The organism is Streptococcus ratti FA-1 = DSM 20564 (assembly GCF_000286075.1).
GTDB classification, from domain to species: Bacteria; Bacillota; Bacilli; order Lactobacillales; family Streptococcaceae; genus Streptococcus; species Streptococcus ratti.
In genome coordinates this window covers 940,890-966,068 of record NZ_AJTZ01000005.1, presented here as the reverse complement: position 1 = coordinate 966,068, position 25,179 = coordinate 940,890, and the positions used below count along the sequence as shown (strand labels likewise).

At 41.9% G+C, this 25,179-nt stretch carries 24 protein-coding genes and 1 pseudogene; 21 read left to right on the top strand and 4 right to left on the bottom strand.

Annotation, left to right across the window (positions count from 1 at the left end; translation table 11 throughout):
• Positions 1 to 138: 138 nt before the first annotated feature.
• From glgB to SRA_RS06475, 17 genes are all read left to right on the top strand, one after another.
• The gene (gene glgB, locus SRA_RS06555) at positions 139 to 2,025 is read left to right on the top strand and encodes a 1,4-alpha-glucan branching protein GlgB (RefSeq protein ID WP_003088975.1); all 1,887 of its coding nucleotides are present in this window, start codon (positions 139 to 141) and stop codon (positions 2,023 to 2,025) included.
• 24 nt (positions 2,026 to 2,049) lie between these two features.
• Complete coding sequence (locus tag SRA_RS06550; protein WP_003088972.1) at positions 2,050 to 3,189, top strand: glucose-1-phosphate adenylyltransferase; 1,140 nt, start codon at positions 2,050 to 2,052, stop codon at positions 3,187 to 3,189.
• A complete protein-coding gene (gene glgD, locus SRA_RS06545; protein ID WP_003088969.1) occupies positions 3,179 to 4,309 on the top strand; it encodes a glucose-1-phosphate adenylyltransferase subunit GlgD in 1,131 nt (376 codons plus the stop codon). Before SRA_RS06550 ends, glgD begins: the two co-directional genes overlap by 11 nt.
• A complete protein-coding gene (gene glgA, locus SRA_RS06540; RefSeq protein ID WP_003088966.1) occupies positions 4,309 to 5,742 on the top strand; it encodes a glycogen synthase GlgA in 1,434 nt (477 codons plus the stop codon). The genes glgD and glgA overlap by 1 nt, the downstream gene beginning before the upstream one ends.
• A gap of 209 nt (positions 5,743 to 5,951) precedes the next feature.
• Positions 5,952 to 8,348, top strand: coding sequence for a glycogen/starch/alpha-glucan phosphorylase (locus SRA_RS06535; protein WP_003088964.1), 2,397 nt, complete (start codon positions 5,952 to 5,954; stop codon positions 8,346 to 8,348).
• Positions 8,349 to 8,641: 293 nt separating this feature from the next.
• Entirely contained in the window at positions 8,642 to 8,842 is a 201-nt protein-coding gene (locus SRA_RS06530) for a F0F1 ATP synthase subunit C (RefSeq protein ID WP_003088962.1), read from the top strand.
• A 40-nt stretch (positions 8,843 to 8,882) separates the two neighbouring features.
• Positions 8,883 to 9,587 (top strand): F0F1 ATP synthase subunit A, encoded by a 705-nt coding sequence (gene atpB, locus SRA_RS06525; RefSeq protein ID WP_003088960.1) that lies wholly within the window; start codon positions 8,883 to 8,885, stop codon positions 9,585 to 9,587.
• Between the two features lie 13 nt (positions 9,588 to 9,600).
• A complete protein-coding gene (gene atpF, locus SRA_RS06520; RefSeq protein WP_003088958.1) occupies positions 9,601 to 10,095 on the top strand; it encodes a F0F1 ATP synthase subunit B in 495 nt (164 codons plus the stop codon).
• Positions 10,095 to 10,631, top strand: a complete 537-nt coding sequence (locus SRA_RS06515) for a F0F1 ATP synthase subunit delta (protein WP_003088956.1) — start codon at positions 10,095 to 10,097, stop codon at positions 10,629 to 10,631. Before atpF ends, SRA_RS06515 begins: the two co-directional genes overlap by 1 nt.
• 15 nt (positions 10,632 to 10,646) lie before the next feature.
• Positions 10,647 to 12,152, top strand: a complete 1,506-nt coding sequence (gene atpA / locus SRA_RS06510) for a F0F1 ATP synthase subunit alpha (RefSeq protein ID WP_003088953.1) — start codon at positions 10,647 to 10,649, stop codon at positions 12,150 to 12,152.
• Positions 12,153 to 12,169: 17 nt separating this feature from the next.
• Entirely contained in the window at positions 12,170 to 13,048 is an 879-nt protein-coding gene (locus SRA_RS06505) for a F0F1 ATP synthase subunit gamma (protein ID WP_003088951.1), read from the top strand.
• Between the two features lie 137 nt (positions 13,049 to 13,185).
• Positions 13,186 to 14,592, top strand: coding sequence for a F0F1 ATP synthase subunit beta (atpD, locus tag SRA_RS06500; RefSeq protein ID WP_003088949.1), 1,407 nt, complete (start codon positions 13,186 to 13,188; stop codon positions 14,590 to 14,592).
• A gap of 12 nt (positions 14,593 to 14,604) precedes the next feature.
• Positions 14,605 to 15,021: a F0F1 ATP synthase subunit epsilon gene (locus SRA_RS06495; RefSeq protein ID WP_003088947.1), complete on the top strand. Its 417-nt coding sequence runs from the start codon at positions 14,605 to 14,607 to the stop codon at positions 15,019 to 15,021.
• 211 nt (positions 15,022 to 15,232) lie between these two features.
• Positions 15,233 to 15,466: a DUF1146 family protein gene (locus SRA_RS06490; protein WP_003088945.1), complete on the top strand. Its 234-nt coding sequence runs from the start codon at positions 15,233 to 15,235 to the stop codon at positions 15,464 to 15,466.
• A 64-nt stretch (positions 15,467 to 15,530) separates the two neighbouring features.
• Complete coding sequence (murA, locus tag SRA_RS06485) at positions 15,531 to 16,802, top strand: UDP-N-acetylglucosamine 1-carboxyvinyltransferase (protein ID WP_003088943.1); 1,272 nt, start codon at positions 15,531 to 15,533, stop codon at positions 16,800 to 16,802.
• Between the two features lie 2 nt (positions 16,803 to 16,804).
• Positions 16,805 to 16,993, top strand: a complete 189-nt coding sequence (locus SRA_RS06480) for a DNA-directed RNA polymerase subunit beta (protein ID WP_003088941.1) — start codon at positions 16,805 to 16,807, stop codon at positions 16,991 to 16,993.
• 46 nt (positions 16,994 to 17,039) lie between these two features.
• Positions 17,040 to 17,924: a DNA/RNA non-specific endonuclease gene (locus SRA_RS06475; RefSeq protein ID WP_003088940.1), complete on the top strand. Its 885-nt coding sequence runs from the start codon at positions 17,040 to 17,042 to the stop codon at positions 17,922 to 17,924.
• Positions 17,925 to 18,093: 169 nt separating this feature from the next.
• Here the strand turns inward: SRA_RS06475 and SRA_RS06470 are convergent, their stop codons facing one another.
• The 4 genes from SRA_RS06470 to SRA_RS06455 all read right to left on the bottom strand — a co-directional run bounded on the left by SRA_RS06470 (position 18,094) and on the right by SRA_RS06455 (position 21,424).
• On the bottom strand, positions 18,094 to 18,744 hold the full coding sequence (locus SRA_RS06470) for an amino acid ABC transporter permease (RefSeq protein WP_003088938.1): 651 nt from the start codon (positions 18,742 to 18,744) through the stop codon (positions 18,094 to 18,096).
• A gap of 14 nt (positions 18,745 to 18,758) precedes the next feature.
• A complete protein-coding gene (locus tag SRA_RS06465) occupies positions 18,759 to 19,463 on the bottom strand; it encodes an amino acid ABC transporter permease (RefSeq protein WP_003088936.1) in 705 nt (234 codons plus the stop codon).
• A gap of 348 nt (positions 19,464 to 19,811) precedes the next feature.
• On the bottom strand, positions 19,812 to 20,627 hold the full coding sequence (locus tag SRA_RS06460; protein ID WP_003088931.1) for a transporter substrate-binding domain-containing protein: 816 nt from the start codon (positions 20,625 to 20,627) through the stop codon (positions 19,812 to 19,814).
• A 20-nt stretch (positions 20,628 to 20,647) separates the two neighbouring features.
• Positions 20,648 to 21,424 carry an amino acid ABC transporter ATP-binding protein gene (locus SRA_RS06455; RefSeq protein WP_003088930.1) on the bottom strand — a complete coding sequence of 259 codons (777 nt, stop codon included), beginning with the start codon at positions 21,422 to 21,424 and terminating at the stop codon, positions 20,648 to 20,650.
• 349 nt (positions 21,425 to 21,773) lie between these two features.
• Between SRA_RS06455 and yycF the strand changes: the two genes are divergently transcribed.
• The 4 genes and pseudogenes from yycF to SRA_RS10000 all read left to right on the top strand — a co-directional run bounded on the left by yycF (position 21,774) and on the right by SRA_RS10000 (position 24,960).
• Positions 21,774 to 22,481: a response regulator YycF gene (gene yycF / locus SRA_RS06450; protein WP_003088928.1), complete on the top strand. Its 708-nt coding sequence runs from the start codon at positions 21,774 to 21,776 to the stop codon at positions 22,479 to 22,481.
• A complete protein-coding gene (vicK, locus tag SRA_RS06445; RefSeq protein ID WP_003088926.1) occupies positions 22,474 to 23,826 on the top strand; it encodes a cell wall metabolism sensor histidine kinase VicK in 1,353 nt (450 codons plus the stop codon). The genes yycF and vicK overlap by 8 nt, the downstream gene beginning before the upstream one ends.
• The gene (locus tag SRA_RS06440) at positions 23,823 to 24,626 is read left to right on the top strand and encodes an exodeoxyribonuclease WalJ (RefSeq protein ID WP_003088924.1); all 804 of its coding nucleotides are present in this window, start codon (positions 23,823 to 23,825) and stop codon (positions 24,624 to 24,626) included. The genes vicK and SRA_RS06440 overlap by 4 nt, the downstream gene beginning before the upstream one ends.
• Positions 24,627 to 24,688: 62 nt before the next feature.
• A pseudogene (locus SRA_RS10000) lies at positions 24,689 to 24,960 on the top strand (DUF454 family protein).
• The last annotated feature ends 219 nt before the right edge of the window (positions 24,961 to 25,179 follow it).

Sequence of the window (25,179 nt, the reverse complement as noted above, 5' to 3'; positions counted from 1 at the left end):
TATTGAATCATTGATTTGAAAATTTGATAGCTGTGGTCCTTGAATTAAAAAATAATCCAAGTTTTTACTTGGGTTATTTTTGTTTTATTAAGGCAGAATTATTATATTTTTAACGAATTAACTAGAGGAGGTGGTTGAATGGACGAAAAAGAGGCGTTGAGAACATTCGGAACGGGTGAAAATTTCCATGCGCAGCATTACTTTGGTTTTCATGAAACCGAAAAAGATGGTGTTAAGGGATATGTCTTTAGAGTCTGGGCGCCCAATGCTGAAGATCTTCATGTGATCGGTGATTTTACAGGGTGGTTTGACAATCCTCTGCAGATGCAAAAAAATGAAGCCGGTGTTTGGGAAGTCTTTACTGATTTGCCTAAGGAGGGGCATATTTATAAATATCTTGTGACGCGTCAGGGCGGACAGATTGTCGAAAAGATTGATCCCTTTGCCATTTATCTGGAAGAGCGTCCGGGAACAGGCTCTGTAATCAGAACTATTCCTGAAAAGAAATGGAAAGACGGATTGTGGCTGGGCCGCCGCAAGCGCTTAGGATTCTTTAAGCGTCCGGTTAATATTTATGAAGTTCATGCTGGCTCTTGGAGACACAATGAGGATGGCAGTCCTTACACCTTTGACCAATTAAAAGATGAGCTGGTCCCTTATCTGGTTAAGATGAACTATACACATGTTGAATTCATGCCGCTTATGGCTCACCCTCTGGGTATGAGCTGGGGCTATCAGCTCATGGGTTTCTTTGCTTTTGAACATACTTATGGAACGCCTGAGCAGTTTCAAGATTTTGTTGAGGCCTGCCATTTAAACAATATTGGTGTTATTGTTGACTGGGTACCGGGGCATTTCACTATCAATGATGATGCTTTAGCTTACTTTGACGGAACTCCGACTTTTGAATATCAGGATCATGACAGAGCTCATAATTACCGCTGGGGTGCTTTGAATTTTGACCTTGGAAAGAATCAGGTACAGTCTTTCCTTATTTCCAGTGCTAAATTTTGGATAGATTTTTATCATATCGACGGTATTCGGGTTGATGCTGTCAGCAATATGCTTTATCTGGATTATGATGAAGGGCCTTGGCAGCCTAATAAAGAAGGAGGAAACCGCAATCTGGAAGGTTACTACTTCCTGCAGCGCTTAAATACAGTGCTTAAGCTGGCTCATCCGGATGTCATGATGATTGCTGAAGAATCAACGGCCATGACCAAGATTACAGGCCGCCGCGAAGAAGGCGGTTTGGGATTTGACTATAAATGGAATATGGGCTGGATGAATGACATTCTTAAGTTCTATGAAGAGGATCCAATTTACCGCAAGTATGATTTTAACCTGGTAACTTTTAGTTTCATGTATCTCTTTTCTGAAAATTTTATTCTCCCATTCTCGCACGACGAGGTTGTTCACGGGAAAAAGAGTTTGATGCATAAGATGTGGGGGGATCGTTACAATCAGTTCGCAGGGCTGCGCAATCTCTACACTTATCAAATGTGCCATCCCGGCAAAAAGCTGCTTTTTATGGGCAGCGAATACGGTCAGTTTTTGGAATGGAAATACGACCATGAATTGGAGTGGGGAAATTTAGAAGAAGAAGACAAGCTGAATTTGAAAATGCAGGCTTTTACAAGCAAGCTCAATCAATTTTACAAGGATCACAAAGTTCTCTGGCAGGTCGATACCAGCTATGATGGCTTGGAAATTATTGATGCTGACAATGTTGATCAGAGTGTCTTATCCTTTATTAGAAAAAATGAGAAAGGAGATTTATTGGTCTGTGTCTTCAATATGGCTCCTGTGGAACGCAAAAACTTTACAATTGGCGTGCCAGTCGCAGGCGTATATGAAGAAATCTGGAATACTGAACTTGAGGAATTCGGTGGTGTCTGGAAAGAGCACAACGAGACAGTCAAAACGCAAAAAGATTTGTGGAAGGACTATGAAAATACGCTCAGTTTCACTCTGCCGGCTCTGGGAGCAAGTATCTGGAAAATTAAACGTCGTTTAAAAAAATAAAAATTATTTGGGAAGGAAATTCACATGAAGAATGAAATGTTAGCTTTGATCCTCGCAGGAGGACAAGGGACACGTCTGGGCAAACTGACACAAAGTATTGCAAAGCCTGCTGTTCAATTTGGGGGACGTTACCGTATTATTGATTTTGCACTGTCAAACTGTGCTAACTCAGGAATTAATAATGTTGGTGTGATTACTCAGTACCAGCCGCTGGCTCTTAATAATCATATCGGAAATGGCTCAAGTTGGGGTCTTGATGGTATCGACTCCGGAACAACAGTTCTTCAGCCTTATTCTGCGACTGAAGGAAATCGTTGGTTCCAAGGAACCAGTCACGCTATTTATCAAAATATTGATTATATCGACAGTGTTAATCCTGAATACGTGCTAATCCTGTCAGGTGACCATATCTATAAGATGGATTACGATGACATGCTTCAGACGCATAAAGATAATATGGCCAGTTTGACTGTGGCTGTTATTGATGTTCCTCTCAAAGAAGCCAGCCGTTTCGGTATCATGAATACTGATTCTAATGACCGTATTGTTGAATTTGAGGAAAAACCAGAACATCCAAAATCAACTAAAGCTTCAATGGGGATTTATATCTTTAATTGGGATCGTCTGCGGACCATGCTTGTAGATGCTGAAAAAAATAATATTGACATGTCTGACTTTGGTAAAAATGTTATCCCTGCTTATCTTGAATCAGGTGAACGCGTTTATACCTATAATTTTGATGGCTACTGGAAAGATGTTGGGACCATTGAATCACTCTGGGAAGCCAATATGGAGTACATTGGGGAAGACAATGACCTTCACAGCCGCGATCGTTCTTGGAAAATTTATTCCAGAAACTTAATTGCACCGCCTAACTTCATTACTGATGAGGCAGATGTCAAAGATTCACTGGTGGTAGATGGCTGCTTCGTTTCTGGTAAAGTTGAGCATTCTATCCTATCAACTAATGTTCAAGTTAAAGAAGGCGCTGAGATTAAAGATTCCTTTATCATGAGCGGTGCTGTTATTGGCGAAGGTGCTAAGATTAAGCGTGCCATCGTTGGTGAAGGAGCCAAGATTGGTGAAGGTGTTGAAGTTGACGGAACAGATGAAGTTCAAGTTATTGGTTATAATGAAGTAGTGGGGGTTCCAAATGAAGATTGATAAATATTCTGCAATTTTAGGCAGCGCTATTGGCTTTCCTGAAATGGAAGGATTAACAGATACACGTCCTCTGGCAAACCTGCCTTTTGATGGCAAATACCGTTTGATTGACTTTCAATTATCAAATTTAGCTAATGCAGGGATTCGCAGTATTTATGGTATTTTCCGCGGACAAAATATCCGTTCCATTTTTGACCACATTAGAAGCGGGCGCGAATGGGGGTTAAATACTCTTTTGAGCCACTATTTCCTAGGATTCTACAATACTAGAGAAGACAGTATCTACGCAGACAAAGATTATTACGATCAAATTTTGACTTATCTCAAGCGCTCAGGATCAGATCAAACCATCTACATGTCCTGCGATATTCTGTGTAACATTGATCTCCAGCAGGTCATTCACCTGCACAACGCCAATAAGCGCAATATCACAGTTGTTTATAAGAAATTGCCTGTTGATATTATTTCTAAGGCCAATGATATTTTGGAAATTGATGAAACAGATACCGTTACCGGCCGTCAGGAAAGCTACGGCAGCAATGAATTTGAAAAAATGTCTGCAGGTATCTACATTGTTAATACTCCTTGGCTGATTGAGCAGATGGAAAAAGAAAATCAAAAGGAAAATCCTCAGAATCTTCGCTTCCTGCTTCGTGATTTAACGGTTTCTGAAAGAGCCTTGGCCTTTGAATACACTGGCTATTTGGCAAATATTTCATCAGTCAAGTCTTATTACGATGCTAATATGGATATGCTGGATTCCCAAAAATTCTATTCTCTCCTCTATTCTAACCAAAAGGTCTATACCAAGGTTAAAAATGAAGAAGCAACCTATTTTGCGGCTAACTCAACTGTGAAAAATGCCCAGTTTGCTTCGGGCAGTATTGTAAAAGGTACGGTAGAGCATTCCATTATTTCGCGGACTTGCTATATTGCGGATAATTCCAGAGTTGCAAACAGCATTGTTTTTCCTAAGGTTACTATTGGTGAAGGAGCTGTGGTTGAAAATGCGATTTTGGATAAGAATGTCAAGATTGCACCGGGAGTGACAATTCGCGGAACAGCAGATAAACCGATTGTTATAGCAAAAGCAAGCGAAATTGTTGAGGATATGATTTAATGAAAATTTTATTTGTAGCAGCAGAAGGAGCTCCTTTTGCGAAAACTGGCGGATTAGGCGATGTCATTGGGGCATTGCCTAAATCCCTTGTTAAAAACGGAAACGACGTCAGCGTTATTCTTCCTTATTATGATGCTGTTGATGCTAAGTTTGGTGATCAGATAGAAGACTTATTCTACTTTTTCACTAATGTTGGCTGGCGCCGTGAATATGTTGGTGTTAAACATATTTTTAGAGACGGTGTTGACTTTTACTTTATTGATAATAAGCATTATTTTTATCGTGGTCAGGTTTATGGAGAATTTGATGATGGCGAACGCTTTGCCTATTTCCAATTAGCTGCTTTAGAGGCTATGGAAAAAATTCAATTTATTCCAGATATTCTCCATGTTCATGACTATCACACTGCAATGATTCCTTATTTGTTAAAGGAAAAATATCATTGGATTAATGCCTATCATGGCATTAAAACAGTCTTTACCATTCACAATATTGAATTTCAAGGACAGTTTGATCCATCCATGTTAGGAGAACTTTTTGGCGTTGGAGATGAACGTTATCGTGATGGTACTTTGCGCTGGAATGATTGTCTCAACTGGATGAAGGCAGCAGTGCTGTATGCTGATCGTGTCACCACTGTGTCACCATCCTATGCTAAAGAAATCATGACTCCTGAATTTGGTAAGGGACTTGACCAAATCATGCGGATGGAATCAGGTAAGCTGAGCGGTGTCGTCAATGGTATTGATACGGATTTATTTGATCCGGAAACAGATCCGTATTTACTAGCACATTTTTCAAAAGATGATCTCTCAGGCAAAGCTAAAAATAAAGCAGCCTTGCAGGAACGTGTCGGTCTGCCAGTGCGTGATGATGTTCCTTTAGTGGGTATTGTTTCCCGTCTGACAGATCAAAAAGGGTTTAATTTGGTTGTTGATCAGCTCAATACAATGATGCAGCTTGATTTGCAAATAGTTTTGCTGGGAACTGGCTATGCTGATTTTGAAAATGCTTTTTCTTGGTTTGGTCATGCCTATCCTGATAAAATATCGGCTAATATCACTTTTGATTTAGAATTGGCTCAGCAGATTTACGCTGCCAGTGATATTTTCTTAATGCCAAGTGCTTTTGAACCGTGCGGCTTGTCACAAATGATGGCTATGCGCTATGGTACCTTGCCGCTCGTGCATGAAGTGGGCGGACTGCGGGATACTGTCATTCCTTATAATGAATTTGAAAGAACAGGGACAGGTTTTGGTTTCCAAGAGTTCTCAGGCTATTGGTTGACCAAAACACTTGAGACTGCGCTGGATGTTTATTATAATAAGAAGGAAGACTGGAAAATTTTGCAGCAAAATGCGATGAACATGGATTTCTCTTGGGATACGGCCAGTCAGGCCTATGAAGATCTCTATAAAGAAATAGCAAAATAAAAAGTAAGATGATTGTCTGTATCAGCAGATTGACTCTTGCTTCTTAGGGTTCAGTATTTTTGGCCAGTATGAATTGACAGTTCTTTTAAAAATTTTTTCACTCAAGCTGCAACTCGTTGCTTGTTCTGACCTTAAAACAGCAGCAGTCAGTTTGTTGGCTAACAGCACAAATCCTAGCAGTTATTGCAGTCTCTTATGAAAGGAAAAAAATGCAACTAACAAAAGAAAAATTTATCCGTGATTTCAAAGACACTCTTCATGAAGAACAGCTGATTAAAGTACCTGATGCCACCCCGGCAGAACTCTTTAGTTCTCTGGCAAAGGTTATTCGCAAATATTACACACCGCTTTGGCTGGAAAGAAACCGCAAAATTTCAGAGAACCATCAAAAGGTAGCTTATTATTTCTCTATTGAATTTCTTCCTGGCCGGATGCTTGAAACCAATCTGCTGAATCTGGGTATTCTTGATACCGTTAAAGAAGGCTTTGCAGATTTGGGTATTGACTTTAATGATGTTAAAAATGCTGAGCATGATATGGCTCTGGGTAATGGAGGCTTGGGACGCTTAGCGGCAGCTTTCATGGATTCGCTGGCAACAACCGGTTATCCTGGCTTTGGTAACGGACTGCGCTATAAATACGGTTTATTCAAACAGCGCATCGTCAATGGCTATCAGACAGAGCTGCCTGATTCTTGGTTTGGCTCTGTCGGCAATGTCTGGGAAACCCGTAAAGATCATGGTGCTGTTGAAGTTAAGCTCTTTGGCAATGTGTATCTGCAGGCTAATGAAGAAGGGCGTATTGTCCCTGTCTATGACGGTGCTCAGATTCTTCGCGCCGTACCTTACGATGTTCCGCAGATTGGTTTTGGCAATGACAATATCAACAATCTCCGTCTTTGGGATGTTGAAATCCCTGAAGAATATGAGCTTAATTACCCGACATTGGAAGATCGCCGGCGGGTGAAGAATATCACAGCTGTTCTTTATCCGGATGATTCTAATTATGAAGGAAAAGAACTGCGTTTAATTCAAGAGTACTTCATGACAAGTGCTGGCTTGCAAACCATTATCAAATCTTATCTGAAGCAGGGACGGCCGTTGGAGCGGATTCATGAAAAAATCTCTGTCCATATCAATGATACCCATCCAGCGGTTGCACCGGCTGAGTTTATGCGTCTCTTAGTTGATGATTACGGTTTAGAGTGGGATCAGGCTTGGGAAACGACGGTACAGACCATGAGTTACACCAATCATACCATTCTGTCAGAAGCTTTGGAAAAATGGGATGCCGGACTTTTCAAAAATGTCCTGCCGCGTGTTTACCAGATTATTCTCGAAATTGACAACCGATTTGTTGCCAGTCTGGCACAAAAAGGCATTGATCCGCACATTATTGAGAATACTCGGATTGTAAAAGACAATCAGATTCATATGGCTAATCTTGCTATTATCGGCGGACATTCTGTAAACGGTGTGGCAAAACTCCATACAGAGCTGCTTAAAGAAGATACTCTGCATGATTTTTATACACTCTATCCGGGTAAATTTAATAATAAGACCAATGGTATTGTCCAACGCCGGTGGACACAGATTGCAGCACCTGAATTATCGGCAGCAATTGACCAAACAATCGGCAAGGGCTGGCGTACAGATATCCATGAGTTACGCAAGCTAAATGATTTTGCTGATGATTCTGCAGTACTTAATCATTTTTATCAGGTTAAACAGGAAGCTAAAGCAAAATTAGCTGCTTACATTAAAGAATCAACAGGTGTAGAAGTATCTACAGATGCTATCTTTGATGTTCAGGTCAAACGGCTTCACGCCTACAAGCGCCAGCTGCTCAATGTTTTGCATATTGTCAAACTTTACTGGGATTTAAAGGATAATCCTGATCTTGATATTGTTCCCCGTGTCTTTATCTTTGGTGCCAAGGCAGCACCGGGTTATCATTTTGCCAAGTCTGTTATTAAAGTTATCAATGAACTGGCAAATCTTATCAATCATGATGACTCACTTCAAGGTAAACTTAAGGTTGTCTTTCTTGAAAACTATAATGTCAGTTTAGCAGAGCTTATCATTCCGGCAGCAAATGTTTCTGAACAGATTTCTTTGGCTTCTAAGGAAGCATCTGGAACATCTAACATGAAGTTCATGATGACAGGGGCTATCACCTTAGCAACGCTTGATGGCGCTAATATTGAAATTAAGGATGAAGTTGGTGATGATAACATTGTCATATTCGGAATGAACAAGGATGATGTATACAGCCACTATCGCAATCATGATTATTATTCGCGCGGTGTTTATGAATCAAACCCAGTCATTAAGCGCGTGGTGGATACCTTTATCAATGGAACAATTCCAAACAGTCAAAGTGAGGGTGCAGAAATTTATGAAGCCCTTATTACGCATAATGATGAGTACTTCCTGCTTGAGGATTTTACCTCTTATGTGGAAGCGCAGGAAAAAATTGATGCACTCTACCGCGATCGTGAAGCTTGGGCTCGCATGAGTCTGCTTAACATTGCTAATTCTGATAAATTTACCTCTGATGATACCATCACAGAGTATGCAAAAGACATTTGGCAGTTAGAAAAATAAGCCTTCCCAAAAGAGGGCGGGGCAGCAATTCTTCAGTTTTTGAGAGAATTTGCTCCGTTCTCTCTTTTTTTGCGCTTAATTTTTACCTAGAAAAATTGGCTCTCTGCCTTGTTTTCAGTTCAACAATGCTGATTATTCAAACAGTTATGTCCATTTTCATTCACAAAAATGGGTATGCGGAAATAGTTACATTTAAAGGTCAAGAAAGCGCAAACAATTTATGGTTTTCGTTGACAAACACTGAAAATAGGAATAAACTAAACAAGTAAAAAAATTTAAAAGGAGAATTCAAAATGAGTTTAGGTATTATGGCTCTTGGTTTAGCCTGTTTTGGTGCTAGTTTGGCAGAAGGTTACTTGGTAGGTAACTTGTTTAAAGCAGCTGCTCGTCAGCCTGAGATTATCGGTCAGTTAAGAACTCTTATGATCATGGGTGTTGCCTTTATTGAAGGTACTTTCTTCGTTACCCTCGCCATGACACTTATTCTTAAATAAAGGGTTTGTGTCCTGCCTATTTAGGAAAGGGGGGAGTTAGTTGGAATCAAACACACCAACAATTAGTATTGGACCGGTAACATTTGATCTGACCTTACTTGCCATGTCTCTTTTGACCGTTGCTGCTGTCTTTGGATTTGTTTTTTGGACGAGCCGGCGCATGGCTCTAAAACCTAAAGGCAAGCAGAATGTCTTGGAGTACCTTTATGACTTTGTAACAGGAATCGCTAAAACAAACCTAGGTGAGGAAAATGGGAAACGCTATTCGCTTTTTCTGTTTAGCTTGTTTACCTTTGTTGCTTTTGCTAATAATCTCGGATTAATGAGCAGGATTGAAACAAGTAAATATAATTTGTGGACATCGCCAACTTCTAATATGATGTACGATTTTAGTCTCGCCTTTTTTGTGACTATCATTGTCCATGCTGAAGGTATCAGACGACGCGGGGTGAAAAATTATCTGAAGGCTTTTGTCACCCCCATCGGAATGACGCCGATGAACTTATTAGAAGAAGTGACGAATTTCGCTTCCCTTGCTTTGCGTCTTTACGGAAATATTTACGCAGGAGAAGTGGTCACAGGTCTTATTTTAAAAATGGTTGATGTTAGTGTTTTTGTTTTTCCTGTTGCCTTTGCTCTTAATTTGGTTTGGACGGCTTTTTCTGTCTTTATTTCATGTTTGCAGGGTTATGTTTTTACGCTGTTAACGTCCATGTATTTGAGTAAAAAGGTTAATGGAGAGTAAGAAAGGAGAATAAATGTCGGGATCAGTTGGTCAGCTTATCGGAAATTTTATTATTGTTACAGGGTCTTTTGCTCTTCTGTTTGTTCTTCTTAAGAAATTTGCCTGGTCTCAAATTACGGCTGTTTTTCAGGCTCGGGAAGAGAAAATTTCAAAAGATATTGACGATGCAGAAAGTGCGCGTCAAAATGCTCAGACTTTGGAAAATAAGCGTCAGGATGAATTAAATCAAGCCAAGGATGAGGCTGTTCAAATTATTGAAAATGCCAAAGAGACTGGCAAGGCTCAGGAAGCTAAGATTGTTACAGAAGCTCATGAAGAAGTCAGCCGCCTTAAGGACAAGGCTAATCAGGATATTGCTACCAGCAAGGCAGAAGCCCTGTCAAGTGTCAAAGCAGATGTCGCTGATCTCAGTGTTCTTTTGGCTGAAAAAATCATGGCAAAGAGTCTTGATGAAACAGCTCAGAGCGAATTGATTGACAGCTATTTAGATAAGCTAGGAGATGCCTAATGGATAAAAAAACGCAGGCTTTAACGGAAACCTATGCGAAGAGTCTGGCAGATGTCGCTGTTGAGAAAAATGCGGCAGCCGCTGTCTATGATGATGTTAAAGCCATTTTGAGTGTCCTTGATGATAAAAAAGTGCAGAATTTCCTAGCCAGCACGGCTGTCAGCCTGTCTGAGAAGGCTTGTTTGGTCAGGTTATTTCAAGAGTCTGGTTCAGATTACATGAAAAATTTTCTTGAGATAATTTTGCAAAATGAGCGCCAGAGCTTGCTTAAACCTATTATGGAAGAAGTTTTAAAAGAGCTCAACCTCAAAACTCAGACCTTTGATATTGAGGTAACGACAGCTGTTGCTTTGTCAGACAGCCAAAAGGAACGGCTGGGTGCATTGGCCGAAAAGAAATTCGCTTTGACCAAACGCGATTTCATCGAACAAATTGATGAAGAGATTATTGGCGGTTTTATCCTCAAGGCGAATAACAAGGTAATTGACACTAGTATTCGCAGCCAATTACAGGAATTAAAAATGAATTTGAAATAGAAAGTGGTGTGATTTTTGGCAATTAACGCACAAGAAATTAGCGCTTTAATTAAAAAGCAAATTGAAAACTTCCAGCCAAATTTTGATGTCACAGAGACTGGTGTTGTTACTTATGTCGGTGATGGTATTGCCCGCGCACGCGGCTTGGACAATGCCATGAGCGGGGAACTCCTTGAATTTGGCAATGGAACTTTTGGGATGGCGCAAAACTTAGAATCCAATGATGTGGGTATCATTATTCTGGGAGACTTTGACAGTATTCGCGAAGGCGATACGGTTAAGCGTACTGGCAAAATCATGGAAGTGCCGGTTGGAGAAGCTCTTATCGGCCGTGTTGTCAATCCGCTTGGCCAGCCTGTTGATGGGCTGGGAGAAATAGCGACAGAGGACACCCGTCCGGTTGAGACACCGGCTCCTGGTGTTATGCAGCGCCAGTCCGTTTCTGAGCCCTTGCAAACGGGAATCAAGGCTATTGATGCTTTGGTACCGATTGGCCGTGGTCAGCGCGAATTGATTATCGGTGACCGCCAGACGGGTAAAACTTCGATTGCTATTGATACCATCATCAATCAAAAAGGGCAGGATATGATTTGTATCTATGTTGCCATTGGTCAAAAAGAGTCCACTGTTCGCAGTCAGGTAGAGACTCTCCGAAAATACGGGGCTCTGGATTATACGATTGTTGTTACGGCTTCTGCTTCGCAGCCATCACCTCTGCTCTACATTGCGCCTTATGCAGGTGTTGCCATGGCGGAAGAATTTATGTACAAGGGTAAACACGCCTTGATTGTTTATGATGATTTATCCAAACAGGCGGTGGCTTATCGTGAACTTTCTCTGCTCTTGCGTCGTCCGCCGGGACGGGAAGCCTATCCGGGTGATGTATTTTATCTCCATAGCCGGCTCTTGGAACGCTCTGCCAAGCTTTCGGATGAACTAGGCGGCGGCTCTGTGACAGCTCTGCCCTTTATTGAAACACAGGCAGGAGACATCTCGGCTTATATTGCGACGAATGTGATTTCGATTACAGACGGTCAGATTTTCCTTCAGGAAAACCTCTTTAACTCTGGTATTCGGCCGGCTATTGATGCGGGATCTTCAGTATCGCGTGTCGGCGGCTCTGCCCAAATTAAAGCTATGAAAAAAGTAGCCGGAACTCTGCGTCTGGATCTTGCTTCTTACCGAGAACTTGAGGCCTTTACGCAGTTTGGTTCGGATCTTGATTCTGCGACACAGGCCAAGCTCAACCGCGGTCGCCGTACGGTAGAAGTGCTTAAACAAGGCCTTCATAAACCTTTGGCGGTTGAAAAGCAGGTGCTCATCCTTTATGCGCTTACGCATGGTTTCTTGGACAGTGTTCCTGTCAATGACATTTTGACCTTCCAGGATGATATGTTTGATTATTTTGACTCACATTACCATGACATCTTTGAAACAATTCGGACGACAAAAGACCTTCCGGAAGAATCAGTTTTGGACAAGGCTATTCAAAGCTTTAAAGATCAGTCACAATTTAGTTAATACAGGAGGGATCTAATATGGCAGGCTCTCTTAGTGAAATTAAAGTGAGAATTACGTCAACGCAAAAGACCGGGAAGATTACCAGTGCCATGAAAATGGTATCTTCTGCGAAATTGGTGAAGTCTGAACAGGCTGCTAGGAATTTTCAAGTTTATGCTTCAAAAATTCGTCAGATTACAACAGACCTGCTGCATTCGGACCTGACCAAGGGATCGACTAATCCCATGCTGATATCGCGGCCGATTAAAAAGACAGCCTATATCGTGATTACTTCTGATAAAGGCTTGGTTGGGGCTTACAATTCAACCATCCTCAAGGCTGTTATGGATACTATCAAGGATTATCATCCGGATGGCAGCGATTATACCATTATTTCTATCGGCGGAATGGGTTCTGATTTTTTCAAGGCCCGCAATATTCCCGTTGCCTTTGAATTGCGCGGATTGGAAGACAACCCCAGTTTTGAAGAAGTCAATCGTATTATTTCAAAATCGGTTGAAATGTACAAAAATGAAATCTTTGATGAACTCTATGTTTGTTACACCCATCATATCAACAGTCTGACCAGTCAGGTGCGTGTGGAAAAGATGCTTCCTATTTCGGATTTGGATGCAGACGAAGCGAGCGAAGGCGATGTTACAGGCTTCGAATTAGAACCCAATCGGGAAGCAATTTTAGAACAACTTTTGCCTCAGTATGCTGAAAGCCTGATTTACGGGGCTATTATTGATGCGAAAACAGCAGAACATGCAGCGGGCATGACAGCTATGCAGACAGCGACAGACAATGCTGATAAGGTCATTAAAGATTTAACCAAATTATACAATCGTGTGCGTCAGGCCGCGATTACACAAGAAATTACAGAGATTGTCGCGGGGGCCAATGCCCTGGATTAATTTCTCTATAAAATCGAACACGGCTACGACACTGTGCAAAAAGATAGCTTCTCCTAGAGTTCTTTGACTCTTGGTCGAACCTCCTATTTTGCTTTGTGTCGCTTACGCCTTAGTATCTTAAGTTAAAGGAGAAGAAAATGAGCACAGGCAAAATTGCTCAGGTAGTCGGTCCTGTCGTTGATGTTGCATTTGCGGCAGATGATAAACTTCCTGAGATTAATAATGCATTGATTGTCTATAAAGATGGCGATAAGAAACAAAGAATCGTTCTCGAAGTGGCTCTGGAACTTGGCGATGGTCTTGTACGTACCATTGCTATGGAGTCAACAGACGGTTTGACACGCGGTCTGGAGGTTCTTGATACCGGCCGTGCCATCAGTGTCCCGGTTGGTAAGGAAACACTGGGCCGTGTCTTTAACGTTCTTGGAGATACCATTGACCTTGATGCGCCGTTTCCAGAAGATGCTGAGCGGCAGCCTATTCATAAAAAAGCACCTTCCTTTGATGATTTATCCACTTCAACTGAAATTTTAGAAACAGGTATCAAGGTCATTGACCTTTTGGCTCCTTACCTTAAAGGCGGGAAAGTCGGTCTTTTTGGCGGTGCCGGAGTCGGCAAAACTGTTTTGATTCAGGAGCTGATTCACAATATTGCCCAAGAGCACGGCGGTATTTCGGTTTTTACCGGTGTAGGTGAACGTACCCGTGAGGGGAATGACCTCTACTGGGAAATGAAAGAATCTGGCGTTATCGAAAAAACAGCCATGGTCTTTGGTCAAATGAATGAACCACCTGGAGCACGGATGCGTGTTGCCCTTACTGGTCTTACTATCGCTGAATATTTCCGTGATGTTGAAGGTCAGGATGTGCTGCTCTTTATTGATAATATCTTCCGTTTTACTCAAGCAGGTTCAGAGGTTTCAGCCCTTTTAGGCCGGATGCCATCAGCCGTTGGTTACCAGCCAACTCTGGCAACCGAAATGGGGCAGCTGCAGGAACGGATCACATCAACGAAAAAGGGGTCTGTTACCTCTATTCAGGCTATCTATGTACCAGCCGATGACTATACGGATCCAGCACCGGCAACAGCCTTTGCTCACTTGGATTCAACCACCAATCTTGAACGCCGTCTAACTCAGATGGGGATTTATCCGGCGGTTGATCCTTTGGCATCGAGTTCCCGTGCTCTTTCTCCGGAAATTGTCGGGCAAGAGCATTATGACGTAGCAACAGAAGTGCAGCATGTGCTCCAGCGCTATCGTGAATTACAGGATATCATCGCTATCCTCGGGATGGATGAACTGTCTGATGAAGAAAAGACTTTGGTCGGCCGTGCCCGCCGCATTCAGTTTTTCCTGTCACAAAACTTTAATGTTGCAGAACAATTTACCGGACAGCCGGGTTCTTACGTGCCAGTTGCTGAAACGGTTCGTGGTTTCAAAGAAATTCTTGAAGGAAAATACGATGACCTTCCCGAAGATGCTTTCCGCAGCGTCGGTGCTATTGAAGACGTTGTTGAAAAAGCGAAAAAGATGGGCTTTTAATGAGGTGATCCAATGGCAGAAATGACTGTACAAATCGTAACGCCCGACGGCTTAAAATATGACCATCACGCTAAGTTTATCTTAGTAAAAACGCCCGATGGAGAAATGGGTATCTTGGCCAACCATGAAAATTTGATGGCACCGCTGGAAGTTCACGAAATGAAAATCAGACGCATTGATGATGATAGGCATGTGGACTGGGTGGCAGTCAATGGCGGCATTATTGAGATTAAAAATAATGTTGTCACCATTGTTGCGGACTCAGCTGAGCGCGAGCGCGATATTGATGTATCCAGAGCTGAACGGGCTAAACTTCGGGCTGAAAAGGAAATTGAAGAAGCCAAAGAACAGCATCGCATTGATGAAGTACAGCGTGCTCAGGTTGCTCTCAGGCGTGCCCTTAATCGTATCAATGTCGGTTCCAAATAGTATGAACAACTCAAAAAAGACGGTCATAATGGCTGTCTTTTCTGCTTTTTGCCTCTTTGGGAGTAAAAGTAAAAGACAGTGCTTTAAAAACTTCGCTCTAGTCTTTAAAAGTATTGCAAAATTCAGCCCTTTTTGATGCTTTTTTGCTGTGAGCTGAAAATCTTTGTTTTTCTAAGTTCAGTTCGTCCCTCTTTTTTGATATAATAGATCTATGAATATTTTAAATGATGCTGTGATGCTGGTGAGTCACTTAATTTTTATTGCTATTTTTTATCATTTGCTCATCCATCTGTTTGATTGGGGAAAAATTATTAAAAACAGCTCTGAGAACGTGAGCCGCTTAAAATTATTTTTATTATTTGTCAGTATTGCAGTAGGTTATATGGTCAGCACCTTTATTTGGTCTGTCATTTCCTTGAGTCAGGACCTCTTTTTTGCGGTCTAATTAATTGTCTTCATAATTTATTATGGTATAATGCAAGAATATAATACAGTGAATGGAGAAATTCGTGGATAAAATTGTTATTGAGGGCGGTCAAACACAGCTTAAAGGTGAGGTTATTATCGAGGGGGCTAAAAATGCTGTTTTGCCCCTTTTAGCGGCTGCTATTTTGCCGACAGAAGGACAGACACTTTTGGAGAATGTTCCGATTCTGTCAGATGTATTTACAATGAATAATGTTGTACGCGGTCTTAATGTTAAAGTGGATTTTGACGAGGCTAACAATCAGGTCTTGCTTGATGCGACAGGGGATATTCTTGATGTAGCTCCCTATGAGTATGTCAGCCAGATGCGTGCCTCAATCGTTGTTTTAGGGCCTATTTTAGCAAGAAACGGGCATGCTAAGGTTTCTATGCCGGGAGGCTGCACGATTGGAAGCCGTCCTATTGATCTGCATCTTAAAGGCTTAGAAGCTATGGGAGCCAAGATTGAGCAGGCTGGCGGTGATATTACAGCCAGTGCTGACCGTCTAAGGGGCGCAAATATTTACATGGACTTTCCAAGTGTTGGTGCAACGCAAAATTTGATGATGGCTGCGACTTTGGCAGAAGGAACGACGATTATTGAAAATGCTGCGCGCGAGCCTGAAATTGTTGATTTGGCCAATCTTCTCAATAAAATGGGAGCCAGAGTCATCGGTGCAGGAACCGAAACCTTGACCATTATCGGTGTTGACAAGATGCATGGTGCTAGGCACAGTGTTGTTCAGGATCGCATTGAAGCAGGAACTTTCATGGTAGCGGCTGCCATGACCAGCGGCAATGTCTTGATCAGAGATGCTGTCTGGGAGCATAATCGTCCGCTTATCTCTAAGTTAAGAGAAATGGGAGTGCAGGTCACTGAAGAGGACGAAGGAATTCGAGTGGTCTCTGATGTGACTAAGTTAAAGCCAGTCACTGTTAAGACTATGCCGCATCCTGGTTTTCCAACAGATATGCAGGCTCAGTTTACAGCCCTGATGGCTGTGGTTCAGGGTGAATCCACTATGATTGAGACTGTCTTTGAAAATCGTTTCCAGCATTTGGAAGAAATGCGCCGGATGGGTCTGACATCGGAGATTTTACGGGATACTGCTATGATTCACGGTGGCCGCCGGCTTCAAGGAGCACAAGTGATGTCAACCGATCTACGGGCCAGTGCTGCGCTTATCTTGACAGGTATGGTGGCTGACGGCCGTACGATTGTCGGCAATTTGAATCATTTGGATCGCGGTTACTTTCAATTTCATAAAAAATTAGCTCAATTGGGTGCAGCAATTCAGCGTATTAATGGAGACTGACAATGAACAGCGGGTGGAAATATGTTCGTAATCAACTAGCTTTTGTTATTCTGATAGCTCTTTTATGCTGTGTTTTTTTAGCAGCTGGGCTGATGATTGGCTACAGTCTTATCGGCGAAGGCAAAAATCCCCTGTCTATTTTATCCTGGGATAAGTGGCAGTCGCTGATTGATAAATTTACAGGAAAGTAGGGGCTCCCTGCTTTTTTACTGGCATATTTAGGAATGAGGAAACGTTATGGCGAGAAGGAATTACAGGTCCAAGAAAAAAGAAACCAAATTACTGATTTCTTTGGCAGCAGCTTTACTCCTGCTGCTTTTGACCTATATTGCGACTGATGAGCGCATTGCTGATGGCAATCCAATAAAACAGATGGCTCAGCTGGTGACCGGAAAGAAGCAATCTCCAAGAATTCCCTCGAATGGTTCTCAAAGCAATCAAACTGCACCCAGTCAAGAGCTGGCGAACACGGTTTTAACGGCCTCTGTTAAAAAATCGCTGGGACCTCATATTGAATGGAATGGCAGCGGTGCTTTTATCATCAATCATAATAAGACTGATCTTAAAGCTGATGTTGCCAGTCTCCCTTATGCTAATAATAAAACAAAAACAGTACAGGGAGAGACCGTTCCGACAGTAGCTAATGCACTTTTGACCAAGGCAACGCGTCAGTACAGAAACCGCGCAGAAACAGGAAATGGGACGACCGACTGGAAGCCCGCCGGCTGGCATCAGCTGTACGGGTTGAATGGGGACTATGACCATGCTGTTGATCGCGGGCACTTACTGGGTTATGCTTTGGTCGGTGGTTTAAAGGGCTTTGATGCTTCAACGAGTAATCCTGAGAATATAGCAACTCAAACGACTTGGTCTAATCAAGCCAGCAGCTCGGATTCAACCGGGCAAAATTATTATGAAACGATGATCAGAAGGGCTCTGGATCGCCGTAAGCGTGTTCGCTACCGCGTAACTCTCCTGTACGAGGGCAATAATATTTTAGCAAGCGGCAGTCATTTAGAGGCCAAATCTTCTGATGGCAGTTTAGAGTTTAATGTATTTATTCCCAATGTTCAGAGCGGTTTGACATTTGATTATGCTACAGGTCAGGTTAGGACCAATTGATACTCTTCGAAAATCAAACTCAGACCCTCTTGCCTTGATTTAATGAAGATAGTTTTCTATCTGCATCTGCGTCACTTAGTCTGTTGAGTAGGAATATCAAAAAGTGCCAGATAAACAGCGGTCATTGCTGTTTATCTGGCACTTTTACTGTATTTGAAAAACAAAAGCCTTAATCAGCAGCCTGTTCCCAACGCTTAGCCAGACGGCGTGAGAAGCTTGAAATGATAAAGTTGATGACAAAATAGGTTGCTGCAACAATACCATAAAGCGCAAAGACCTGGTCAGCTTCAAAATACTGTCCCATGAGAATCTGGCTCTTGCCGAATAGCTCTTGAAGGGCGATAACAGAATAAAGGAAGGAAGTATCCTTAATCACCGTTACAAACTGAGAAATGATGGCAGGCAGCATCTTTCGGATAGCCTGAGGGAAAACGATATAAATGAAAATCTGAAAATGCGTAAATCCCTGAGCCAGGCCTGCTTCTGTCTGTCTATTGTCAATAGCATTTAAACCGCCGCGGACAATTTCTGCCAAAGCAGCAGAGGTAAATACGGTAAAAGCTGTGATACCAGCAGGTGTTGACTTCATCTGAAAGACTAAGAAAACGATGAATATCCACAAAAGATTGGGAACATTTCTGACAAATTCGATATAAATGCTGGCAATCCATTTGAGCGGTTTGTTTTTACCATTACGCATAACGGCTAAAATAGTGCCGAAAATCGTTGACAGGACGATAGAAATAAAGGAGATATAGAGCGTTAACCATAAACCCTCAAGTAAGAAGTTGATATTTGTTGATGTTAAGAGTTCTTTCATTAGTTAACCTCCTTTTATAAATTATAGGCCTTTTTGTTGGCTTCTTCTTTACGGCGCGCCCAGGTTGCAAGCGGGAAGCACATGATAAAGTAGAGAAGGGCAGCACCGGCAAAGGCTGGAACATAGTTGGTTGTATCATAAGCCCAGGCCTTAGCTGTGAACATGATATCTGCACCGGAAATGATAGCAACCGTTGAGGTATTCTTGATAAGATTAACCACTTGGTTAGTCATAGGCGGTAAAATAGTTCGGATAGCTTGTGGCAGAATAATTAAGCTCATGGTTTCACGATAGCTGAACCCTTGAGATAAAGCGGCTTCTGTCTGTCCTTTAGGAACAGATTCGATACCAGAACGAATGACTTCTGCGATATAGGCACCGTGGTAAACTCCCACACAAAGAACAGCTGTGAAAAAGGCCGAAATCATGACAGCTCCGTTTGTTAGAATAGCTAAACCATAGTAAACAAAAACAAACTGAACGAGTAGGGGGGTGTTTTGAAAAACTTCAACATAGACACGGGCTAATCCTTTAAGGACCTTACTTTTAGAAGATCCCATTGCCCCGAACACAATGCCTAAAAGTAAAGCAAGAAGTAGGGCAAGAAGTGACATTTCAAGGGTATATAAGAAACCTTTTAAGAATTCTCCGAAGTTGGCAAAGAAGGCCCCCCAGCGGCTCAAAGCAAAAGGTCCAGAGGTTGTTGTGAGTAGTATCATAATGTCTCCTTTAATTAAGATACAAAGGGCGTTTGAAATCCGTATAAAAAATAGGAAACTGACGCTGTGTCAATAAGACACAAGGACGTTTATCTTTTTTACTAGGATTTTAGCTCCTGTTCAATTATCAAGATACTAAGGCGTAAGCGACACACAGCAAAATAGGAGGTTCGATGAAAGAGTCTCGGGACTCTGGAGAAGCTGTCTTTTTGCACAGTGTCGTAGCCGTGTTCAATTACCAAGATACAAAGGGCGTTATGAAAGCGAGAAGAAAATAGGAGCCTGACGCCAGGTGCTTTGCGCATAAGGCAGGCTATCTTTTTCTCGACGCTTTTAGCCCGTGTTCAATTACTTCTGACTGTCTGGCTCAGCTGATTCCAGATTGTATTTATTGTAAATCTTTTCCAGACTCTTGTCAGCCGACCATTTATCGAGTAACTGATTGACGTATTTGGTCAATCCAGTGTTTGATTTTTTCGTCGCAATTCCATACTCTTGTGTGTTGAAACCTGCCTTAAGCAACCGTGACTGCTTGCTGACATAGCCGGTAAGGATCGACTTATCAACCGAAAAAGCATTGATACGCTTAGAGTAGAGAGAAATAGCTAATTCTGGAAAACTTCCCAGCTGAACATACTTAAATTTTAAATGATGCTCCTTAGCATAGGCTTCCAGACTGGCCTTGGTTGTTGCTCCCTGAGAAACCCCGATGGTCAGACCGTCCAGGTCAGAGATTTTTGAAATTTTACTGGATTTGCGAACCAAAAACCCAATCTGGTCGTAATAGTAAGGTTTAGAAATACTGTAGGAAGCCTGACGTTCAGGAGTGATGGTATAGGTAGCAATTACCAGATCAACCTGGCCATTATCCATAAGCGGTTCACGCGTCTGCGTGGTAACAGGGACGAGCTCTAGTTTGACGCCCATAGATTTAGCAATTTTGCGGGCAACATCAATTTCCATTCCTTCGTATTTGCCGGTTTCAGCACTGTAGTAGCCAAAATTAGGCACATCTTGTTTGACGCCGACTTTTAGCACGCCGGCTTTTTTTATTTTCTGAACTTCCTTAAAGGTTGTATCCGCAGAAACTTTTGGGACACCTGCAAAACCGACAAGCAAGATGAGAAGGAGACTGATTGCAGCTATTATCTTTTTAATATTCATAGACGTTCTCCTTAAATATCCTAATTTTTGCTAGCAACACGGTCAACACGATCACTGGTATGATGGATGACCTTGCTTAGGAATTGTTTGGCACGCGGGTCTTTTGGATTTTCAAAGAAACCTTGAACATCGGTTGTATCTTCAAGAATCTCACCGTCAGCCATGAAGATGATCCGATCAGCAACTTCTCGGGCAAATCCCATTTCGTGAGTAACCACAATCATATTCATTCCTTCTAAAGCGAGGTTTTTCATAACAGCCAAAACATCGCCGATAGTTTCGGGATCCAGTGCCGAAGTAGGCTCATCAAAAAGCAGGAGTTCGGGATTCATGGCAAGTCCGCGGGCGATGGCAATCCGTTGTTTTTGTCCGCCGGAGAGCATGCCTGGATAAGAGTCTTTGCGGTCCCACATGTTAACGTAGGTTAAATATTTTTCAGCAATGGCATTGGCCTTATCTTTGTCCATTCCTAGAACTTTGATAGGAGCTAAGGTCACATTTTCTAGCACAGTCTTGTGAGGATAAAGGTTGAAATGCTGGAAAACCATGCCCACTTCCTTGCGCAGCTGAACCAAATCTTTATTAGAAGCATTGGTGATTTCATGGCCGTTCACAGTGAGTTCACCGGAGTTAATAGATTCGAGAGCGTTTATCGTACGAATCAGTGTAGATTTGCCGGAACCAGACGGCCCAAGCAAAACGACGACCTGTCCTTTCTCGATTTCTAAGTTAATATTGCGGAGGGCATGGTAGTCCCCGTAGTATTTTTCGACGTTTTTAAAGCTAATAAGCGTCATAGTCTTCTCCTTGTTTAACATAAATTTATTGTTAGATTTTCTAACATTGTACAAATATACTATCATACAAATTTTTCCTTGTCAAATATTATCAGAAAATTCAGTAAGATAACTTTTTATAATAATTGAAATAAACTTGTTGGTTTTCATTTGTTAGTGATTTTGGTATAATCGAAAGGAGATTACTTAAAACAGTAAGGTTTGAAGTAAAATAAGAATGGTTCTGATACGAGGAGGATTCTAATCAGTTTGAAATAAAAGTCAGATAATTATTAAAAAGTATTCTGATTTCTGAAATTTCTTACTTATTTAATGAAACCTGTTTAGAACCATAAGTGAGGTATTCATAATGAAGAAAATTTTAATCGTTGATGACGAAAAACCAATTTCTGATATTATCAAGTTTAATCTGGCCAAAGAAGGTTATGACACGATTACGGCTTTTGACGGACGTGAAGCGCTGACTAAGTATGAAGAAGAGAATCCTGATTTAATTATTCTTGATTTGATGCTGCCGGAATTAGACGGTCTTGAAGTGGCTAAAGAAGTTCGAAAAAGCAGCCATGTACCTATTATCATGCTTTCAGCCAAGGACAGCGAATTTGACAAGGTCATCGGACTTGAAATCGGTGCAGATGATTATGTGACAAAACCCTTCTCAAACCGTGAGCTGCTGGCTCGGATTAAAGCCCACCTGCGCAGAACGGAAAATATTGAAACAGCTGTAGCCGAAGAAAATGCATCGGGCATGCCAGAGCTTGTTATTGGGGATCTGCAGATTCTGCCCGATGCTTTTGTCGCTAAAAAGCATGGTCAGGAAGTAGAGCTGACCCATCGGGAGTTTGAACTCCTGCATCATCTGGCGACCCATACCGGTCAGGTAATGACCCGTGAGCATTTACTTGAAACTGTCTGGGGATACGACTATTTTGGCGATGTCAGAACCGTTGATGTGACTGTTCGCCGCCTGCGTGAAAAAATTGAAGATACGCCGAGCCGTCCTGAGTATATTCTGACGAGACGCGGTGTTGGTTATTATATGAAATCATATGACTAATACATTTGAATCAAGTCCTTTATTTTTACGAATATTATTAGCAGTTTTGCTGATTCTGCTCTTTATCTATTTTGTCTTTCTCAATTACAGAGAATACAAAAACAACAATCACATTAAGCTGTTAAATGCTAAGGTACGCTCTTTGATTGCCGGTGACTATACCGAAAAGTTAAAGTTCAAGGCTAATCCCGAACTGTCAGAGCTAGTTAGAAATGTCAACGATCTGTCTGAGGTTTTTCGGCTGACCCATGAAAATCTGGCTCAGGAAAAAAACCGACTGACCAGTATTTTGGCCTATATGACTGACGGGGTGCTGGCGACAGACCGCAGCGGAAAAATTACCATGATTAATGATATGGCTCAAAAACAGCTCAATCTGACCCGCGAACAAGCTCTGGAATATAATATCCTTGATATCTTGGATGATGACAGCTATACATACAATGATCTGATTACTAAAACACCTGAGATTGTTTTAAACCGCCGTGATGAGTATGATGAATTTATCACTTTGCGGATTCGATTTGCTCTGAATCGACGCGAAAGCGGCTTTATTTCGGGTTTGATTGCAGTTTTGCATGATGCTACTGAGCAGGAAAAAGAAGAGCGCGAACGCCGTCTCTTTGTGTCCAATGTCAGTCATGAGCTGCGAACACCGCTGACCTCCGTAAAATCTTATTTGGAAGCTTTGGATGACGGGGCTCTGACTGAATCGGTCGCTCCGAGTTTTATAAAGGTCTCGCTGGATGAAACCAACCGAATGATGCGGATGATTACAGACTTACTCAGCCTGTCGCGGATTGATAATCAGACCAGCCGCTTAGATGTTGAGCTGACCAATTTCACGGCTTTTATGGATTATATTCTCGATCGCTTTGACCAAATTCAGAGCCAGCAGTCAGGCGGTAAGGTCTATGAAATTGTCAGAGATTATTCTGACAGCTCTGCCTGGATTGAAATTGATACAGACAAGATGACTCAGGTGATTGATAACATTTTAAATAATGCTATTAAGTATTCACCTGATGGCGGTAAGATTACTGTCAATATGAAGACAACCGATACTCAGGTCATTCTCTCCATATCGGATCAGGGTCTGGGAATTCCTAAGAAGGATCTTCCGCTTATTTTTGATCGTTTTTACCGGGTTGATAAGGCGAGAAGCAGGGCGCAGGGCGGCAGCGGTTTGGGACTTGCTATTGCCAAAGAAATTATCAAACAGCACAATGGCTTTATTTGGGCCAACAGTGAAGAAGGCAAGGGCTCAACTTTTACGATTGTTCTGCCTTATGAAAGCGACAACGGTACAATTGATGAATGGGAGGAAGATGAAGACGAATCATGACAGAAACAGGTTTTAAATACAGCATTCTGGCTTCTGGATCAAGCGGCAATAGTTTTTATCTTGAAACTCCACAGAAAAAAATTTTGGTTGATGCTGGGCTCTCAGGTAAAAAAATCAGTCAGCTAATGACGGGTATTGACCGAAAATTAGACGATGTTGATGCCATTTTGATTACGCATGAGCACAAGGATCATATCCATGGCGTCGGTGTTTTAGCCAGAAAATATGGCCTGGATATTTATGCTAATGAAGAAACTTGGCAGGCTATGGATGGCCTCATTGGCAAAATTGATACCAGTCAAAAGCACATTTTTGAAATGGGCAAAACGCTGACCTTTGGTGATATTGATATTGAGAGTTTTGGTGTCAGCCACGATGCTGCCAAACCCCAGTTCTACCGTTTTATGAAAGATGGGAAGAGCTTTGTGATGTTGACAGATACCGGCTATGTCAGTGATCGAATGGCAGGTCTCATTGAAAATGCTGACGGCTATCTGATTGAATCCAACCATGATATTGAAATTTTACGCTCCGGCGTTTATCCATGGCGGCTAAAACAGCGGATTTTGTCAGACAAAGGCCACCTTTCAAATGATGACGGTGCAGAAACCATGATCAGAACGCTGGGCAATAAAACCAAGAAAATTTATTTGGGCCACCTCAGTAAGGAAAATAATATTAAGGAATTGGCTCATATGACCATGGAAAATGCTCTTATGCAGGCGGACTTGGCTGTAGGCCATGATTTTAAAATTTATGATACTTCGCCTGATATTCCTCTGCCTTTGGCAAGGATTTAGACAGACGCTCTATGAAAAGTTAATGGCAGGCTGGCTGAGTTTTTTAAACGAGTTTGGTCGAGATGGCTCTCCCAATCATTCTGACAAAGCCTCTTTTGTTCTTGGCGGTTTTTTGCTTTGCCAGAAGTTCCAAGCGATTTGAAAAGTTGCTGCGCTTAAGCAGGATTTATCAATTCTATACAGCTGATTAGGCAGAAAGTAAAAGTATCTCAGCCGGCCGTAAGAAAAAATTGTCCTGCAAATTTACCTTTTGATGGGTATTTCAATTTATTTTGCCCCTCTAATCTGGATGAAGATAGCTCTGTTTTGCTTGACGATATTCATCAGCTGTTAGAGGCTGGGCAAAACTCGTCCAGTATTCTTATTTTTGAATAAGCTCTTGACGCAGTGGTTGGGAGTAATACTCTTTGAAAATCAAAATAATACGTCGTTAACTTCGCCTTGCCGTACTCCAGTACTATCTTCGGCTTGTCGCCTAGTCTGATTTTGATTTTCTTTGAGTATAAGACTTACTAGCTACGCCAACTTAGTCTTACTCCTGCACAGTTCATTG

Coding starts and splice junctions, on each gene's coding strand:
- glgB (WP_003088975.1), top strand. CDS start 139: ATGGACGAAAAAGAGGCGTTGAGAACATTCGGAACGGGTGAAAATTTC.
- SRA_RS06470 (WP_003088938.1), bottom strand. CDS start 18,744: ATGAAAGAACTCTTAACATCAACAAATATCAACTTCTTACTTGAGGGT.
- SRA_RS06475 (WP_003088940.1), top strand. CDS start 17,040: ATGGCGAGAAGGAATTACAGGTCCAAGAAAAAAGAAACCAAATTACTG.
- atpD (WP_003088949.1), top strand. CDS start 13,186: ATGAGCACAGGCAAAATTGCTCAGGTAGTCGGTCCTGTCGTTGATGTT.
- SRA_RS06535 (WP_003088964.1), top strand. CDS start 5,952: ATGCAACTAACAAAAGAAAAATTTATCCGTGATTTCAAAGACACTCTT.
- SRA_RS06550 (WP_003088972.1), top strand. CDS start 2,050: ATGAAGAATGAAATGTTAGCTTTGATCCTCGCAGGAGGACAAGGGACA.
- SRA_RS06460 (WP_003088931.1), bottom strand. CDS start 20,627: ATGAATATTAAAAAGATAATAGCTGCAATCAGTCTCCTTCTCATCTTG.
- vicK (WP_003088926.1), top strand. CDS start 22,474: ATGACTAATACATTTGAATCAAGTCCTTTATTTTTACGAATATTATTA.
- SRA_RS06480 (WP_003088941.1), top strand. CDS start 16,805: ATGAACAGCGGGTGGAAATATGTTCGTAATCAACTAGCTTTTGTTATT.
- SRA_RS06440 (WP_003088924.1), top strand. CDS start 23,823: ATGACAGAAACAGGTTTTAAATACAGCATTCTGGCTTCTGGATCAAGC.
- SRA_RS06505 (WP_003088951.1), top strand. CDS start 12,170: ATGGCAGGCTCTCTTAGTGAAATTAAAGTGAGAATTACGTCAACGCAA.
- SRA_RS06530 (WP_003088962.1), top strand. CDS start 8,642: ATGAGTTTAGGTATTATGGCTCTTGGTTTAGCCTGTTTTGGTGCTAGT.
- atpF (WP_003088958.1), top strand. CDS start 9,601: ATGTCGGGATCAGTTGGTCAGCTTATCGGAAATTTTATTATTGTTACA.
- SRA_RS06515 (WP_003088956.1), top strand. CDS start 10,095: ATGGATAAAAAAACGCAGGCTTTAACGGAAACCTATGCGAAGAGTCTG.
- SRA_RS06465 (WP_003088936.1), bottom strand. CDS start 19,463: ATGATACTACTCACAACAACCTCTGGACCTTTTGCTTTGAGCCGCTGG.
- glgD (WP_003088969.1), top strand. CDS start 3,179: ATGAAGATTGATAAATATTCTGCAATTTTAGGCAGCGCTATTGGCTTT.
- yycF (WP_003088928.1), top strand. CDS start 21,774: ATGAAGAAAATTTTAATCGTTGATGACGAAAAACCAATTTCTGATATT.
- glgA (WP_003088966.1), top strand. CDS start 4,309: ATGAAAATTTTATTTGTAGCAGCAGAAGGAGCTCCTTTTGCGAAAACT.
- SRA_RS06455 (WP_003088930.1), bottom strand. CDS start 21,424: ATGACGCTTATTAGCTTTAAAAACGTCGAAAAATACTACGGGGACTAC.
- SRA_RS06490 (WP_003088945.1), top strand. CDS start 15,233: ATGAATATTTTAAATGATGCTGTGATGCTGGTGAGTCACTTAATTTTT.
- SRA_RS06495 (WP_003088947.1), top strand. CDS start 14,605: ATGGCAGAAATGACTGTACAAATCGTAACGCCCGACGGCTTAAAATAT.